Origin of the sequence: Sphingobacterium sp. ML3W, assembly GCF_000747525.1 — a bacterium.
Classification (GTDB): domain Bacteria; phylum Bacteroidota; class Bacteroidia; order Sphingobacteriales; family Sphingobacteriaceae; genus Sphingobacterium.
The window spans coordinates 4,522,456-4,539,126 of record NZ_CP009278.1 but is presented as its reverse complement, the minus strand read 5'-3'; the positions used below and the strand labels follow the sequence as shown (position 1 = coordinate 4,539,126).

Here is a 16,671-nt window from a genome sequence, read left to right as displayed (position 1 = left end):
TATGGCAGTGAAAACGTATAAACATGTAAATTACTTGTGGGACGATCAAAAAGCGAAATCATTGGAAGGTGATGAGGTTGCGCTATTATTATATCGTTCAAATATTTTAGGTGCAGATCTAAGAATTACCAATTATGGTGGTGGTAATACCTCTTGTAAGGTTTGGGAGAAAGATCCTCTTACGAATGAAGATGTTGAAGTAATGTGGATAAAGGGGTCTGGAGGGGATATTGGTACATTGAAAAAATCAGGACTTGCAGCATTATACCTGCAACGTTTGCGCAATCTTGAAAATGTCTATAGGGGGATTGCATATGAAGATGAAATGGTGGAACTATTCAACCACTGTATTTTTGATTTGAGTTCCAAAGCACCTTCAATAGATACGCCCTTGCATGGTTTTTTGCCATTCAAACATATCGATCATTTACATCCAGATGCTGCTATCGCAATAGCAGCTGCAAAAGATGGAAAGAAAATAACGGAAGAACTTTTCAATGGTTCTATCGGTTGGGTTGATTGGCAGCGTCCTGGATTTGATTTGGGCTTACAGCTGCAGTCCTGTCTAAAAGCAAATCCAGACATCCGAGGTATCATGTTGGGATCGCATGGTTTATTTACTTGGGGAGACTCTGCTTACGATTGTTATCTAAATTCATTAGATGTTATTGAAACATGTGCAACATATTTAGAACAAAATTATGGTAAAAAAAGTCCTGTATTTGGAGGGCAGAAGAATGAAAGCCTAAATAAAGAGGAAAGAAATGCTCAAGCTGCAAAATTAGCTCCTATATTAAGGGGTTTTTGTTCAAGTGAGCGTCATATGATTGGACATTTTACAGATGATGACCGTGTATTGGAGTTCATCAATTCAAATGATCTAGAACGATTAGCTCCTTTAGGTACGAGTTGTCCGGATCATTTTTTACGCACTAAAATTCAGCCTTTGGTACTCACCTTATCCAAGTCTGAAAACTTAGATAATGTGGAAGAACTGAAAAAGAAGTTGGAACCATTGTTTGAAGGCTATCGAGAGATGTACGCGCAATACTATGCAAATTGTAAACATGAAAATAGTCCGAGCATTCGTGATAAAAATCCCGTAATTGTCTTATATCCAGGCGTAGGATTATTCTCATTTGCAAAAGATAAACAAACCGCTCGTGTGGCAGCTGAATTTTACACTAATGCAATCAATGTGATGAAAGGTGCTGAAGCTATTAGCGAATATACGGCCTTGCCACGTCAAGAAGCTTTTGATATTGAGTATTGGTTGTTGGAAGAAGCTAAGTTGCAGCGTATGCCAAGCCCCAAAGCACTTTCAGGTAAAATAGCGTTGGTGACAGGGAGTGGGGGAGGTATTGGTAAGGCTATTGCAAAGAAGATGGCCCAAGAAGGTGCTGTCGTGGTGTTGAATGATATCAATGCTGAGCGACTTGCTGCCTGTGAGAAAGATTTTGTAGCAGAATTTGGGAGAGATGCGGTTATCACCACAATTCTTGATGTAACCAATGAAGCGCAGATTAAACATGCACTCAATGATGCTGTATTGGCATTTGGTGGAATTGATATTATTGTTAATAATGCTGGATTATCAATTTCTAAAACGATTGAAGACCATACGCAAGAGGATTGGGATTTGCTCTATAATGTCTTGGTAAAAGGTCAGTTTTTGGTTATTCAAGCTGTAGCTCCAATTTTAAAGGGGCAAAACATAGGTGGTGATATTCTTAATATTGTGAGTAAAAATGCGCTCGTTAGTGGCCCCAACAATGCGGGATATGGTAGTGCAAAAGCTGCTCAATTACATCTAAGTCGTCTGTGTGCTGCAGAACTAGGGCCAGCAAAAATACGAGTGAATGTTATCAATCCCGATGCTGTAATTTCCGATAGTAATATTTGGGCTGGCGGATGGGCCGCGGGTCGCGCAAAAGCATATGGAGTAACCATCGAGGAGTTACCGGCTTTTTATGCGAAACGTACTTTACTGAACGAGATTATCCTTCCAGAAGATATTGCTAATGCATGTTTCACTTATGTTGGTGGCTTGTTGAATAAATCTACAGGCAATGTTTTGAATGTCGATGGAGGCGTTGCAATGGCATTTGTTCGCTAATTTTTATATCTTAGATGTCGAGTGATGATGTGAAAATTCACTCGATATCTATCTACGTTATCAACCATTAACCATTTTAATTATGATTTTAGACAAGCAGCTAATAGATGCGCATAATAGTCAATTAAGAGATAAACACAAGAGAGATTTTGCATATATCTCACAGGATATTGCAGCTGTTGAACAGGTTTTAGAGAAGCTTCAGAAATTTCAAATAGCAATACCAAGCTGGGCATTGGGCACTGGAGGAACACGTTTTGGACGTTTTTCTGGTCCGGGAGAGCCCGGTACTTTAGAGCAAAAGTTGGAGGATGTTGGATTATTGCATGCGCTCAATAAATCTAGTGGTGCTATTTCCTTGCATATTCCTTGGGATATCCCAAAAGATGCAGATAAGATCAAAGCATTAGCAAGTTCTTTAGCGATTACTTTTGACGCCGTTAACTCCAATACTTTTCAAGATCAAGCTAACCAAGAACATAGTTATAAACATGGGTCGTTACACCATGTTGACCCATTGGTACGCAGGCAGGCCATTGATCATAACATTGAAGTGATTAATTATGGTAAGTCATTAGGGTCCAAATCTCTGACCGTCTGGTTAGCTGATGGTTCATCTTTTCCTGGACAACTGAATTTTCGTGAAGCATTTCAAAATACTTTATCCAGTTTGCAAGAAATTTATAAACATTTGCCAGAAGATTGGAAATTGTTTGTGGAGTATAAAGCTTTTGAGCCTTATTTTTATTCGATGACTATCGGAGATTGGGGGCAATCGCTGCTCTTAGCGAATAAGCTGGGACCTAAGGCGTTTACTTTAGTTGATTTGGGTCATCATCTACCCAATGCTAATATCGAACAGATAGTCTCTCTGTTGTTGATGGAGGGTAAGCTAGGTGGTTTTCATTTCAACGATAGTAAATATGCCGATGATGATTTAACAGCTGGAAGTATAAAACCCTATCAACTCTTCCTTATTTTTAATGAGCTCGTTGATGGCATGGATTTGAATGGAATGGACCATGCAACAGGTTTGGGGTGGATGATTGATGCTTCGCATAATCTCAAAGACCCCCTAGTGGATTTATTGCAATCTGTAGAAGCTATAAAAATTGCCTATGCACAAGCATTATTGGTCGATCGTGCTGCACTTAAAGAAGCTCAGCAATTGAATGATATTGTGAAGGCACAAGAAATTCTTCAAGATGCTTTCCGTACTGATGTACGACCATTAGTTGCCGAATCGCGATTACGGAGTGGTGCAGCCTTGAATCCTGTATTGCTATTTAATGAGGAGAAATTACGGGAAAAATTAATAAAAGAGCGAGGTTTAAATACTATTGCAACGGGATTATAAAAGTTAAAGAATGAATAACGATAAAATTCCAGTAGTTGCTATTTTCGACGTAGGTAAAACTAATAAAAAGCTTTTTCTTTTTGATGCAAACTACCAAATTGTATTCGAGCGTTCTGCAAGATTTTTAGAAACTGTGGATGAAGATGGAGATCCGTGTGAGAACCTTGAAAGTTTGAGATTGTCAGTTTTCGACTCGCTTCATGAAGTGTTTCGGAAGAATGAATTTGAGGTTAAAGCGATTAATTTCACCTCCTATGGAGCTAGCTTTGTATATATCGACGATGATGGTAGACCTTTGACTCCTTTGTATAATTACTTGAAAGAATTCCCAGTTGCCCTTCAGCAAGATTTGTATAATAAGTATGGTGGAGAAGAGGCCTTTTCTTTGGCAAGCTCTTCGCCTGCATTGGGCAGCTTAAATTCGGGCTTACAGATTTTGCGATTAAAAAGGGAACAGCCAAAAATTTTTGAACGCGTTAGGTTTGCTTTACATCTGCCACAATATTTAAGTTTTTTAGTTTCAGGAAAGGTGTATTCTGATATGACGAGTATAGGTTGCCATACTGCTTTGTGGGACTTTAATAAAGATGAATATCATCAATGGGTACAGGAGGAAGGAATACAGGGGATATTAGCGCCAATTGTAAAGGGGGATGAGGTTTTTGATGGCGCATTTCCAGGTAGCCCTTATCGGGTAGGTGCTGGACTTCATGATAGTTCTTCTGCTTTAATTCCTTATTTGCTTAATTTTAATGAACCTTTTGTTCTTATATCTACAGGAACCTGGTGTATTTCTTTCAATCCATTTAACCATAGTGATTTAACTGTAGATGAATTACGGAAAGATTGTTTGTTTTATCAGTCTTATGCTGGTAAGCCAGTTAAAGCTTCCAGATTATTTGCCGGATATGAGCATGAGGTACAGTCTAAACGGATAGCTGATTTTTTTCATGTTACTACAGCCAAGTTTCGTAATATTCAACTCAATCCTAGAATAGTAGCTAAATTAGCTAAGGAAAGTATAGCAGGGGATTTGAAAATTTTTTCAAAGGTGGATTTGGGTCGCTATCATGATTATGAAGAGGCTTACCATAGTTTAATGCTACACTTGATCAAGGCTCAAGTTGAGTCGACAAGGCTTGTTTTGGACGCTAAAAAGGTATCTAGAATTTTTGTAGATGGAGGGTTTAGTAAAAACCATATTTACATGAATCTCTTGGCAAAAGAATTTCCTGAGGTAGAGATTTTTGGTGCCTCCATGGCACAAGCGACAGCATTAGGTGCTGCACTTGTTATCCATGAACATTGGAACGAAAAACCTATTCCAAATGATATTATTGAATTGAGATATTTTAGAGGAAATTGATGTGTAGAAGAATAAGCTTTCCTTAGGATTGATTATAATGTTGCACTCGTATGGACATGGTATCGGAAAGAAAGTGTTGAATAAAGGCTTTCAAACGGGGAGAATGAAAGCCTTTTAAAAAACCAATTAATCTTAAATTATGATGAAAAATAACACACTGTTCGATTCGATATTTATTATAAATACCTAGTCAAACTGTTTGTTATCAATTTATTGATGCAAGTTAAGTGTAATTTAATTGGTACTCATCCTGTGCCGTTATGGTCGTAATTAATGGTGTACTTGCCAAGCAAAAGCAAGAAAAAAGAACTGTTTTATATCCCAATACCTTTAGATCTAGGATAAGTTTTTCTAAAATTTTAAGATATGATGTTTCAAACATATCCTAATTAATTGTTATTTTTAATGTTCAATCTTAATTATAAAATGACCGATTCAAGCGCTCAGTTTTTACAAAAACTAGAAATTAGTGATTTCTCTGCAACTCCTAAATATTTGCAACTAGCCAATACCATCATTGATGCAGTAAAGAATGAGGTGCTTAAAAAAAATGAAATGCTACCCTCAATAAATGAGTGCAGTGCTTATCTTGAAATATCTAGAGATACGGTTGAAAAGGCCTATCGGTATTTAAAGAAGTACGAAGTTATCGCATCTATTCCTGGAAAGGGGTATTATGTCAATAAAAGTGACCTACAATCAAAATGCAAAATAGCTTTGTTTTTAAATAAGTTAAGTGTTCATAAAAAAATAGTTTATGATTCATTTGCCAAAGAGCTTGGTGACTTTGCTAATTTAGATCTGTTTGTTTATAATTCGGATCTTTCTTACCTAAAAAATTTACTTTCCAACCTGACTAAGACCTACGATTATTATGTGCTTTTCCCACATTTTAAAGAGGGCCGAGATAAAGCTCCAGAGATTATCCGTAGGATTCCAACTGATAAACTTATGTTATTAGGGAAATTTATAGATGATGTCCCAGGAGATTTTCCAGCGGTCTATGAAAACTATGAACAGGATATTTATTTGGCATTAGAGCAAGCTAATGAGGCATTAAGTAAATATAAGATGTTGAAATTGGTATTTCCAGATCATAGTGATTTTCCAAAAGCGATTATAAAGGGTTTTTATAAGTTTTGTCAGCAATATGCTTTTGATCATGAACTGGTATCTGAATTAAATAAGGAAAAGGTGGCGGTAGGGACCTGCTATATTAATATTATCGAAGATGATTTGGTTAAATTACTGAATAAGATTCTGCAGAAAAAATTGGTAATAGGCAAAGATGTTGGTATCATTTCTTATAATGAGACTCCACTAAAGAAATTTATTTTGAATGGAATCACTACGATATCGACTGATTTTGAAATGATGGGGCGTATGGCTGCAGATTTGATCAAAAACAAATCAAAAGATCGAGTTGAAGTTCCGTTCCATATCAAAATTAGGGCCTCGATATAAGTGAAATTTTACAACAAAAAAAAGCCATGAAATTTTTCATGGCTTTTTTTTGTCATCAAGAAATTATTTTTTCAATGTAGTAGGGTATTGCTTAAATACTCCTTTTACTACTTTTGCAATATTTGTCGTTGCTTTTTCAGGACTATTGACTTCACCTGAGCCTCGTGCTTGCCAAACCACTTTATTTGTTCTACGGTCTATAGCTTCCACAATTAGGTGGCTATAACGATAACGTTCTTTAGCGACAGGGTATGTAGCATATCCATAATAAGGTGAAAACCATGGTCTATACCAGCTCCAAGGTCCGCCATACGCGTACGAGGTCCCATACACTAAACGACTCTTGTTATTCACAATAGTAATATAACGAAATAACAAGTCTGGATTATCTTTACTATAAGTAAGTCCCTTTGCTTGAAGTTCGTTATTACTAGCGTCTAATATATTTGTTCTTGCGATATCGTTATCAAAATATGATTTAGAAAGGGAGTCTACAGGCGGTAACCATCCATATGTATGGTACTGCGAAAAATCTACCTTTTCGTCACGCATCGTATTATATTGATAAGATGCACAGGAAGCAAGAATTAGACTTGCAAATAAGAAATAAATTATTTTTTTCATGACCAATAGGATTTATGTTATTTTCTTAGGGTTAGACAAATAGAACTGATAAAAGTTTAATAATATGTATAAAAAATTATTGATATAAGGCAACTAAAGGCATGGAACGACCCGGACCAAAGGCTTTTGGGCTTACACGTAATATAGGTGGAGCTTGGAATCTTTTAAACTCCGAATTATTGACAAGTTTAATTACTTTATTGACCGTTGTTTCATCTATTCCTGATGCAATAATTTCTTCTTTTGATTTTTGAAGCTCGATGTATTGAAATAATATGGCATCTAAAATATCATAAGGAGGCAATGAATCTGAGTCTTTTTGGTCAGGTCTCAATTCGGCAGATGGTGCCTTTTCAATTGTATTTATTGGAATTATTTCACGATTACGGTTAATATAGCGCGCAAGGTCGTATGCTTTGGATTTATAAACATCTCCAATGACCGATATAGAGCCTGCCATATCGCCGTATAAGGTGCCATATCCAACCGCAGCTTCACTTTTATTGGAGGTATTTAAAAGAATATGACCAAATTTATTGGATATAGCCATTAATAATGTTCCTCTGGTACGGGCCTGGATATTTTCTTCTGTTGTATCTGCTTGATAGCCTTCAAATAGCGGAGCTAATGTTGCTTCAAAAGCTTGTGTTATATCTTTTATGGGAAGGATGTGATGCTTACATTGTGTGTTTTTTACCAGATCTAGAGCATCTTGAATGGAATGGTCTGAAGAGTAGATGGATGGGAGTAGTATTGCAAGTACATTTTCAGGTCCAAGTGCTTCACATGCGAGTGCGGCTACTAGTGCGGAATCCAAACCGCCAGATAGACCTAAAATAGCCTTTTTGAAACCAGATTTATTAAAATAATCACGTAGACCCAATAATAATGCATCGTAAATGAGTGCTATTTCTGGTTGATGCTTTTCTTCGTATGGCGTGTTTGTCAGAATTGTATTGTTTGTGAATGTCACAAGCTGCATATCTTCTTCGAACTTTTTCAGTTCACAGCAAATATTTCCGTTTTCATCAAAGGCTAGCGATCTACCATCAAAAATTAGATCCATATGTGCTCCAACTTGGTTAACGTAGATTAACGGACATTTGGCTTTTACAACTTGAGCTTTTAAAACTGAAGTACGGCGCTGGTGATGAATATAAGAAAATGGTGAAGCTGCGATATTGATAAGCAGATCTGGATTTTCTTTATTTAGTTCCTGCATTGGATCGCCGACGTAAGAATTATTTCCTAAATCATCATCCCATAAGTCTTCACAAATTGTAAGGGCTATTTTGGTGTTTTTATAAGTGAAACAAGTAAACTTACGGTTAGGTTCAAAATATCGATATTCGTCGAATACATCGTAAGTTGGGAGCAGTCCTTTTTTACTGATATGTGTTGTTTTTCCATTTTCTAGGCAAACTGCAGCATTATAAAGGGCTTTCCCTTCTGGGTCAGTATTTGGAATGGGGGCACCTATAACGCATAAAATATCTTGACATACCAAAGCAATAGCAGACAGGGACTCTTGGCAGTGTTGTAAGAATGTTGTATTTAGTAATAAATCTTTCGCTGGATAGCCTCCAATTGCTAATTCAGAAAAAACAATAATATCAGCTTGTTGAGCTTTTGCATTTTCGATTGCTGCAATGATTTTTGTGGTGTTAGCACTGAAATTACCGATATGATAGTTTAACTGGGCTAGCGCTATTTTCATGTTACGATGTTGTTTAAAATAAGATTCTGATAAGAAGACCAAGATAAGAAGTTTTTTAGACTACTTTTTGTTTCGGAATATATTTTTTTCTTAACAGGTACTCAAAAAAGGTTCTTTTCATCGTAAAGATCTATTAAACATATAATGAAGAAAGATTGTAGTTGACCTTCCCTATGCTTCCTCTTGCAAGATGAGGTTAAGTGTTTCTTTTGAATGCTAATTGCTTGTAAAATAAAACAGGCTTATTATAAAATAATAAGCCTGTTTTTGTTATTAGTAATTGATAGAGATAACTTCAATTTCAGAATATAAAGGAGAGTTTTTAGGAACTTTCTCATTTGCAGTTTCATCATATCCGTAAGGGGATGGAGCAACAACTTTTATTTTGCTTCCTTTCTTTAATCCTTTTAGTGTTAATCCACCTATATTTATTTCTTGACCTTGGAAAGATAACTTTTTTGGAAAAAAAGCTAATTGCCAGAAAGGGATAACGTTACCTGTTGAAAACCTCGCAGGAGTACCCTCTTTAGATTCATCAACAAGTGCTCCAATGTTTTCACCATTTAATAACGTTACCTTATAATTTACCGTAGTAATTGGGAAGATGAGTCTGCCATCAGAGTAGAATTGGTAAGTATAAGAATCAGCTTCACCTTCTGCAATTAAATCATACCAGATTCCTGTTGCAGAGTCTATTTTTGGATTAGCAAAACTTTTAATCGCAAAAGATTTCAATTGGGGAGCCTGTTCTGCTTTAATTCTTTCAATTCGAGCATTATTGATTGAATCTTTAATTCTTTGTTCTTCAGCTACTTTTGCATAGTCGTCAGATTTACTACAAGATGCGAAAGCAATAATAACTGCCAACATTCCAAATAGTATTTTTGTAAAATTTTTCATAAAATTTAATAAATAAAGTTTTTTTATAAAACGTGTGAGATTACTGAATTGCTACAAAATGTAAAAGTAATGAAAATTAGATATATCATTTTGTATCTATTATGTGCAAATTTAATCATCCTACATTTTCTTTTGTGGGTTGATTTTCAATATGCTACATGTGTTTGATTCTGTAGCATTCGTATTTTAAAATAAAATATCCTGTAAATTAGCAATTCTTGATAAATTATAATTATAAAACTTATGTTATTGTTTGATACAAAAAAAGCCATTTTTCATAAATGAAAAATGGCTTAAATTTCTTAAAATAATTGAGTTAGTTTGTTGTAGCTGTTCCAAGTGCTGTAACTTCAATTGTATATACAACAGGAGTGTTTTTAGGAACTGTTACCTTTTCGCTACCTTTCGTGTACTCTTCTTGATCGAAAGTATAGTATGAAGGTGAAATGAAGCTAATTTTATCACCCTTTTGTAAACCTTTAGCTAATAATCCTTCGAATCTCACATCATTACCTTGAATATTAACAACTGTAGGTATAAATGCTTGAATCCATGCTTGTTTATAAATGGTAATTGCTTGGTTGATGTTGCTGTAATTTTTCGGAATTCCGTCTGAACTTTTGTCAAATACTTTACCGTCCATCAACTCACCTTTGAAATTTACACTTGCTGACCAAGAATTTATTTGTGGTCCATAGTAACCTATGGTACCTGTATATGCGAATGGCGTGTCGTTTCCTGTAGCTAACTCTTTAACAAACCAAATGCCTGTAGAGTCGGAATACTCTGCTTTATCACCCCATTTGTTAATTGCAAAGTCTCTTAAAATTGGAGCTTGTATCTTTTTTAAAGAGTCGATACGTGCTTTTTCTATTCTGTTTCTTTCAATTTGATCTTTTTCAGCTTGCTCATAATCGAAGTTATCTTTATTACAAGATGCGAAAACTAAGCCTATGCATAAAAATGCAAGTAAAATTTTTGTAAAATTTTTCATAAAATTATGTACGTATTAATTTGATTATATAAACTTAAACGTTCCATCACTAAAATGTGCTACAAGTTCTTAAAGAAAAATTTGACATTATTGTAAATGTGCTATTAAAAATAGTGAATAGTTAGCTTTTTATTTCCTCAAAAAAAAACCTCTCGATGGAAGAAACTACCCAAAGAGGCATTTATGTATCCAAAATACTAGAACGCATGGTTAATGTATTTTTAATAAGTCAAGCAATTTTTTACTGGATAAATAGGAGAATTTACGTTTGATCACTCGAAAGTTTTTATCAAAAATTAAAGTTGTGGGAAAAGCAAATCCTTCTCTTCTAGATGCTAATAGAACAACAATTTCATGTAATGATGCTTTTGATTGCAGGTTGCTGTTTTTGAGTAATTGTCCATCGAAAATAAATGACTCCTTACTTTCTGCATCAAATTTTACGGCATAAAATTGATTGTTCAATATTTTAATTACTTCTTTATTTGTGAATACATCTTTCTCCATTTTTCGACAATAACTGCACCAATCGGTATGAAAAAATAAGAATACGGGTTTTGGATTTACATCTAAAGAGTCTGAAAGTTGTGGGAATGATAGCCATTCTATTTCTTGCGCCTGTATAGGTAGGCGCAAGAAAATGAATAGTATTATTGTAATGAAGATACGCATTAGTGAAAATGTCCAATTTTAATACCAAATGTAATCGTTCGCGGCTTTGTTGGTCCATAAACATAATTAGAATCGCGATTAGCACCACTGTCAAAATCTTTTTGAAAAGCATTGAACATATTTTGAACCCCAGCAAATAGTTCGAGATTAAAATCTTTATGTACTGCAAATGTGTACCCCAATCGTGTATTGAGTTCCATAAAATCAACCGTGTTTTTTAAGCTCATGATTTCTTGTTGTATATGCGAGATTTTCATTTTACCGGTATAAACCCCCGTTACATCAACAGCGAATTTTTTTGTTGCTTTCCAATTGGCATTCAAATAGCCATATACATTTGGTGTACGTAAGAAATCTTTGGACAAGATTGCTTCTTGACCAGTTTTAGCTTCGGCAATCAATTGTGCTGATTGAAACTGTGACCGTTGAATGGTTCCTCCAGCTTGAAAGGTAAATACTCCTGATGGCGCAATGTTAAGTTCTAGGTTTGTACCAAAAACATGAGCATCTGTTCCATTTCGCATTTCCTCAATCATGATATCATTGGATTCAGATGTCAGAATCGTGGTAAATGGATTATTCAATTGTGTGTAGAAGCCTTCAACTAGAAGACTTGTTTGTGTCGTACCAAAGTTTTTATTGAAGTTCAATGAGCCCGTATAGGCATTAGAGTATTCGGTTTTTAGATTTTCACCAATTAAGACAAAAACTTGTTTTCCCCCAATAGAAGTTACATGCATATCCTCATTAAAGGCTTGTGGAGCTCGGAATCCACGAGCATATCCACCACGGAATTGAATGCTATTATTGATGTCGTACAAGATAGTTAAACGTGGATTCCACGAACCAAAATTCTTTTTGCTGCTACGTTCTACGTCTTGCAAATGGTATTGACCGTCGACAAATACGTGATCGTATCGCATACCTATTAATGCTTTAAAAGCAGCTAATGGTTTCCACTCGTACTGCGCATAAGTTCCTAAACCTTTTGTCTTTTGGTCGATGATACGTTGATATCCTGGAATCTGATCATTCGTGTTGTTGTAATTGAATTCGATGCCAGCAGTGAATACATCATCTTCAAAATTATTGGTGTACTGGGTACCAGTCACGAAGGATGCATCATCCGTATTGCCATAAGAATTGGCTGCTCTTAAGCTATCTACTGCTGTAGGAGACTCACCTAATCCTCCATAGAAACTTTTACGCGTTGTCTTTTGACCTGATGCATAAACTGATATTTTTTGTTTATAGTCTGCGAGATAATGATCATAGGTCAACCCTCCAATAAGCGAATTGGTCTCTAGTTGTTCTGTAATTGCTGTAAAATGTGGCGATTTATTGAACTGGTCACCACCTCTCCGAAACTCTTGAACGGTACTAAAATCTACGGTTATCTTATTGACATCCGATGGCTTGAAGAATGCTTTCGTTCCGAAAGTGGTATTATTAAGTTCTGTAATCTCTGAAAATCCATCCTTATTTTTATCATAGGGCTGGCGATTGCGGTGCATGCCGTAGAAAGTGACTCCTGTCTTTAAGTCTTCGTCCACGTATGAGGTATTGAAGTCCACTGTGTTATCCCAGCTGCTGCCACCTATCAACGAATTGGTGGACTTAATTTGCCAATCATTTTCGACAGGTTCTTTCGTAATGATATTGATTGTTCCAGCAATCGCATTTGCCCCAAATAGGGCTGACCCTCCACTACGAACCACCTCTATACGGTCAATCATACTGGTCGGAAGTTGGTCTAATCCATATACGCTATTCAATGCACTGAATACCGAACGACTGTTGATCAGAATTTGAGAATAAGCACCTTCTAAACCGTTAAGACGGACTTGTGAAAAGCCACAGTTTTGACAATTGTTCTCCACACGTACCCCAGGTTGATAGTTTAAAGTTTCGGACATAGCAACTGACTGTGTGGCTTGAAAAAGTTTAGGTCCTAAGACTTGTACGATAACCGGGGCTTCTTTTTTACTTACGCCATAGCGTGTTGCACTCACAACAACTTCATTGAGATGCAGGTTGTCCGTGTTTAAGCGGAAATGAACGGTAGAATCCGTAAGGAATATCGTTTGTTTTAAGGTTTGATAGCCGACTGCTTTGAATTGTATACTTTGTCTTTGTTTATCTAGTTCTTGGAAGACAAAGTTTCCTGAAGTGTCAGAAAAGGTTATCTGATCACCGTTTTCGATGCTGATGGTTGCTCCAGAAATTGCTGTTCCTTCATTATTGATAATCTTACCTTTTAATGTATGTTGCGCATAGGTATGCATATTGATCATGATCATTAAGAGGATCAATAAGTTGATATTTTTCATTAGAATATAGTTGTTTTAATGATGCGTGTTAGCCCCATTGTTTTATTGGGCTCATTGCACTCGATTTTAAATGCATGAAGCTATCATGAGCAGGTTTTTTAATTCCCGGTAATGAAATAAAGGCATAGTTTGCCTATTTCATTGCTGTTTGCTCTTGAAGGTTTCATCATTTCGTTGAAATTATGAATATGGCATAGCAGGCCGCTGTGCGACATACTATTGCACGACGAATAACATTCATCTTAATTGGAGATGAATGCAAAATATTATATTATTTTAAGAAATTTTTGGGGGTCCCCGAAGAAAAGCATGATTGACTATACGATTGTAGGATACGGGCGTATAGACTTGATAGCTATATACATGAAAGATAGTTCGAATAGGTTCTTCAAAAACTATAAATTCACTTTGAACAAAATTTTGATGGTAGACAACATTTAAGAAATCAATCTGGTCATCGGATTCTTGCTGTCTAGGCTGATCGTTTGTAAAATCGTAAGGGTGATTGTGCATGACAATCTCCCCGTTTGATTTTACCTCTTTGTGCATAAAAATAACACCAGAAATAATAATCAAGCTGATCAATGCAAGTTGCATTGATGCTAAGATATTCCTGATATTTGTTTTATTCGACATGTGGATAATAAAAAAGCACTCGCTTAATACGAGTGCTAAATTATTGAAAATAAACGTATCTTTCTATTGAAAGTTTATTTTTAAGAGTTTATTTTATAAGTTGATTGTTGTCATCTGGAAAAACTAAGCTCGGAATATGTTTCTTGGCCTCTTCCATCTCCATCTGTGCATATGATATGATGATAACGATATCACCTACCTGAACTAATCTTGCTGCAGCTCCATTTAAACAAATAGTACCAGACGCTCTTCTTCCAGGAATAACATATGTTTCTAAACGAGCACCATTATTATTGTTAACGATCTGAACTTTTTCATTTGCAATAATATTTGCTGCGTCCATTAAATCCTCATCAATTGTGATACTACCAACGTAATTCAGCTCGGCTTGAGTAACCCGAACACGGTGGATTTTAGATTTCATTACCTCTATAAACATGTGACAAAGTTAGATTTTTCTTGTAAAAATGTAAAGCTAATAAGTATAATGTGACAATTAATTCAAAATCATATTATCAATAAGGCGTACATCCTCTACGCGTGCTGTTACAAGTGCCACATATTTTTTATTTGCGTCAATTGTATCGGCCTCCTGTAACGTGGTCGTTTCGCAAATAGCAAGATATTCCAATGCGATACCATCGCTTGCTTCTAACTGTTCAGTAGCTAGTATTTGTATTTCATGTAAGGGTTTGCTTGTAAAATTGTTTTTGATAAACTGGAGTGTTCGGAACAAAGCTAAAGCTTGATACTTACCTTTTTCAGAGAGGCGCATATTTCTAGAACTTAAAGCAAGTCCATGTTCATCTCGGATGATAGGGCAGAGTGCTATTGTAATCGGTAATTGCTTTACTTTAATCATATGTTCAATGACCATCACCTGTTGAAAGTCTTTTTGACCAAAACAAGCAATATCGGGTTGTACTAAACTAAATAATTTATAAACAACTTGGGTAACTCCCTGAAAATGTCCAGGTCTCATTTCACCTTCCCAAATTTCATCAAGTCCAGCTAAATTGATATGCCATTGTTCGTCTGGATCGGGGTACATTTCTTCGACGGAAGGTAAAAATAGCACATCGCATTTGGCAACTTCTAATAAAGCAATATCTTGCTCTAATGGTCTTGGATATTTTTCTAAATCTTTGGGATCATTGAATTGCGTAGGATTTACGAAAATGCTACAAACTGTGATTTCGGATAACGGTTTTGCGTAATCCAATAACGAGATATGTCCCGCATGTAATGCACCCATTGTCGGGATAAGAGCTATTTTTTGCTTGTTGATTCGCGCTGTTTCCAGGTAATCTTGGAGCTCTTTTTTAGTCTTGAAAATTCTCACTTTTAGAAATTTTAATACAGGGCAAAAGTGGGGAATATATTTGTGATTATAAAACGATGATTTGTAATGAATTGCATAGTCGGGATATTTTATGTATCTTTGTAGACCGATTTTACTGTTCTAATAAAAAATAAAATAAATAAAAACTGGAGATGGCAAAAACGAAGATATTGTTTATAACCCACGAGATGTCGCCTTTCCTCGAATTAACTAAAATTTCTGAAATCACGCGTCAATTGCCACAGGCTATGCAAGAAAAAGGATTTGAAATCCGAATTCTTATGCCTCGTTTTGGTAATATCAATGAGCGTAGAAATCGATTGCATGAGGTGATTCGTTTGTCAGGCTTAAACATTGTGGTGGATAACAATGACAATCCGCTAATCATTAAGGTAGCTTCATTGCCTGCGGCACGTATGCAGGTTTACTTTTTGGATAATGAAGACTATTTTCAGCGGAAAAAAGTTTTTCGTGATGAGAATGGAGAATTTTTTAATGACAACAATGAGCGTTCTGTGTTCTTCTGTAAAGGAGCATTGGAAACGGTTAAGAAATTAGGTTGGTCACCGGATGTGGTACATTGCCATGGATGGTTCTCAGCGTTAGTTCCGGCTTATTTAAAGACAACATATAAAGATGACCCTACTTTTAAGGGAGCCAAAGTGATGTATTCATTGTATAATGAGGAGTTCTCAGGAACTCTAGGCGATAGATACAGAGAAATAGCTCCTGAAGGTGCGTTGACTAAGGATGATGTTGCCCCTTATGGAGATGGTAGTTATGTGAATATCTATAAAGGAGCGTTGAATTTTACAGATGTTGCAGTTATAGCAGAAGCTGGTGTAAACCCAGAGATACTTGCGTATGTAAATGAGAAGGGTATTCAAGTTTTCGAACCAAATGGTGATGATGACTATGAAGCTTTCAATGATTTGTTTGATCAATTTGCTCCTGTAGAAGAAGAAACTACAGTCTAAGGTAGCGACCATTATTGAAATTTTTAAAAGCGTCTAAGAAATTAGACGCTTTTTTTTGCTCTTTCGCAATGATGGATATAGTCCTATGTTGTAAAACATGCGGGTATAGGTCATGTTTTATTTAAAATTAGGTTATAAAATTGATGGAAGCACAGCGTATTGATGTCTGGTCTTAG

The 16,671-nt window shown here is 35.8% G+C and carries 14 protein-coding genes; 5 read left to right on the top strand and 9 right to left on the bottom strand.

The genetic code is table 11. The features are described from left to right. Window position 1 precedes the first annotated feature (1 nt). The 4 genes from KO02_RS19470 to KO02_RS19455 all read left to right on the top strand — a co-directional run bounded on the left by KO02_RS19470 (window position 2) and on the right by KO02_RS19455 (window position 6,303). Window positions 2-2,116, top strand: a complete 2,115-nt coding sequence (locus tag KO02_RS19470) for a bifunctional rhamnulose-1-phosphate aldolase/short-chain dehydrogenase (protein ID WP_038700997.1) — start codon at window positions 2-4, stop codon at window positions 2,114-2,116. An 82-nt stretch (window positions 2,117-2,198) separates the two neighbouring features. Beyond that, window positions 2,199-3,473 (top strand): TIM barrel protein, encoded by a 1,275-nt coding sequence (locus KO02_RS19465; RefSeq protein WP_038700995.1) that lies wholly within the window; start codon window positions 2,199-2,201, stop codon window positions 3,471-3,473. A gap of 10 nt (window positions 3,474-3,483) precedes the next feature. Continuing rightward, on the top strand, window positions 3,484-4,839 hold the full coding sequence (locus tag KO02_RS19460) for an FGGY-family carbohydrate kinase (protein WP_038700993.1): 1,356 nt from the start codon (window positions 3,484-3,486) through the stop codon (window positions 4,837-4,839). Between the two features lie 405 nt (window positions 4,840-5,244). Next, window positions 5,245-6,303 carry a GntR family transcriptional regulator gene (locus tag KO02_RS19455; protein ID WP_235212293.1) on the top strand — a complete coding sequence of 353 codons (1,059 nt, stop codon included), beginning with the start codon at window positions 5,245-5,247 and terminating at the stop codon, window positions 6,301-6,303. A 63-nt stretch (window positions 6,304-6,366) separates the two neighbouring features. Here KO02_RS19455 and KO02_RS19450 read toward each other — a convergent pair whose 3' ends face one another. The 9 genes from KO02_RS19450 to panC form a co-directional block, all read right to left on the bottom strand. Then, a complete protein-coding gene (locus tag KO02_RS19450) occupies window positions 6,367-6,927 on the bottom strand; it encodes a DUF4136 domain-containing protein (RefSeq protein WP_038700989.1) in 561 nt (186 codons plus the stop codon). Between the two features lie 76 nt (window positions 6,928-7,003). Further along, window positions 7,004-8,644: an NAD+ synthase gene (locus KO02_RS19445; protein WP_038700987.1), complete on the bottom strand. Its 1,641-nt coding sequence runs from the start codon at window positions 8,642-8,644 to the stop codon at window positions 7,004-7,006. A gap of 273 nt (window positions 8,645-8,917) precedes the next feature. Continuing rightward, a complete protein-coding gene (locus KO02_RS19440; RefSeq protein ID WP_038700985.1) occupies window positions 8,918-9,544 on the bottom strand; it encodes an FKBP-type peptidyl-prolyl cis-trans isomerase in 627 nt (208 codons plus the stop codon). A 316-nt stretch (window positions 9,545-9,860) separates the two neighbouring features. After that, window positions 9,861-10,538, bottom strand: coding sequence for an FKBP-type peptidyl-prolyl cis-trans isomerase (locus tag KO02_RS22985; protein ID WP_051960076.1), 678 nt, complete (start codon window positions 10,536-10,538; stop codon window positions 9,861-9,863). Between the two features lie 210 nt (window positions 10,539-10,748). Continuing rightward, window positions 10,749-11,210, bottom strand: a complete 462-nt coding sequence (locus tag KO02_RS19430; RefSeq protein WP_038700983.1) for a thioredoxin family protein — start codon at window positions 11,208-11,210, stop codon at window positions 10,749-10,751. Further along, window positions 11,210-13,540 carry a TonB-dependent receptor domain-containing protein gene (locus KO02_RS19425; RefSeq protein ID WP_144243362.1) on the bottom strand — a complete coding sequence of 777 codons (2,331 nt, stop codon included), beginning with the start codon at window positions 13,538-13,540 and terminating at the stop codon, window positions 11,210-11,212. The genes KO02_RS19430 and KO02_RS19425 overlap by 1 nt, the downstream gene beginning before the upstream one ends. A 276-nt stretch (window positions 13,541-13,816) precedes the next feature. Beyond that, window positions 13,817-14,176, bottom strand: a complete 360-nt coding sequence (locus tag KO02_RS19420; protein ID WP_235212292.1) for a hypothetical protein — start codon at window positions 14,174-14,176, stop codon at window positions 13,817-13,819. A gap of 88 nt (window positions 14,177-14,264) precedes the next feature. Beyond that, window positions 14,265-14,615, bottom strand: a complete 351-nt coding sequence (gene panD / locus KO02_RS19415) for an aspartate 1-decarboxylase (protein ID WP_038700979.1) — start codon at window positions 14,613-14,615, stop codon at window positions 14,265-14,267. A 57-nt stretch (window positions 14,616-14,672) separates the two neighbouring features. Further along, window positions 14,673-15,518, bottom strand: coding sequence for a pantoate--beta-alanine ligase (gene panC, locus KO02_RS19410; RefSeq protein ID WP_038700977.1), 846 nt, complete (start codon window positions 15,516-15,518; stop codon window positions 14,673-14,675). A 152-nt stretch (window positions 15,519-15,670) separates the two neighbouring features. Here panC and KO02_RS19405 point away from each other — a divergent pair, with 152 nt between their 5' ends. Next, entirely contained in the window at window positions 15,671-16,495 is an 825-nt protein-coding gene (locus KO02_RS19405) for a glycogen/starch synthase (protein WP_038700976.1), read from the top strand. Window positions 16,496-16,671: the final 176 nt, after the last annotated feature.

Bases quoted from the DNA above. Each gene is read 5' to 3' on its own strand.
- KO02_RS19455 (WP_235212293.1), top strand. From the start codon at position 5,245: ATGTTCAATCTTAATTATAAAATGACCGATTCAAGCGCTCAGTTTTTA.
- KO02_RS19470 (WP_038700997.1), top strand. From the start codon at position 2: ATGGCAGTGAAAACGTATAAACATGTAAATTACTTGTGGGACGATCAA.
- KO02_RS19420 (WP_235212292.1), bottom strand. From the start codon at position 14,176: ATGTCGAATAAAACAAATATCAGGAATATCTTAGCATCAATGCAACTT.
- KO02_RS19445 (WP_038700987.1), bottom strand. From the start codon at position 8,644: ATGAAAATAGCGCTAGCCCAGTTAAACTATCATATCGGTAATTTCAGT.
- KO02_RS19460 (WP_038700993.1), top strand. From the start codon at position 3,484: ATGAATAACGATAAAATTCCAGTAGTTGCTATTTTCGACGTAGGTAAA.
- KO02_RS19425 (WP_144243362.1), bottom strand. From the start codon at position 13,540: ATGAAAAATATCAACTTATTGATCCTCTTAATGATCATGATCAATATG.
- KO02_RS19440 (WP_038700985.1), bottom strand. From the start codon at position 9,544: ATGAAAAATTTTACAAAAATACTATTTGGAATGTTGGCAGTTATTATT.
- KO02_RS22985 (WP_051960076.1), bottom strand. From the start codon at position 10,538: ATGAAAAATTTTACAAAAATTTTACTTGCATTTTTATGCATAGGCTTA.
- KO02_RS19430 (WP_038700983.1), bottom strand. From the start codon at position 11,210: ATGCGTATCTTCATTACAATAATACTATTCATTTTCTTGCGCCTACCT.
- KO02_RS19450 (WP_038700989.1), bottom strand. From the start codon at position 6,927: ATGAAAAAAATAATTTATTTCTTATTTGCAAGTCTAATTCTTGCTTCC.
- KO02_RS19405 (WP_038700976.1), top strand. From the start codon at position 15,671: ATGGCAAAAACGAAGATATTGTTTATAACCCACGAGATGTCGCCTTTC.
- panD (WP_038700979.1), bottom strand. From the start codon at position 14,615: ATGTTTATAGAGGTAATGAAATCTAAAATCCACCGTGTTCGGGTTACT.
- KO02_RS19465 (WP_038700995.1), top strand. From the start codon at position 2,199: ATGATTTTAGACAAGCAGCTAATAGATGCGCATAATAGTCAATTAAGA.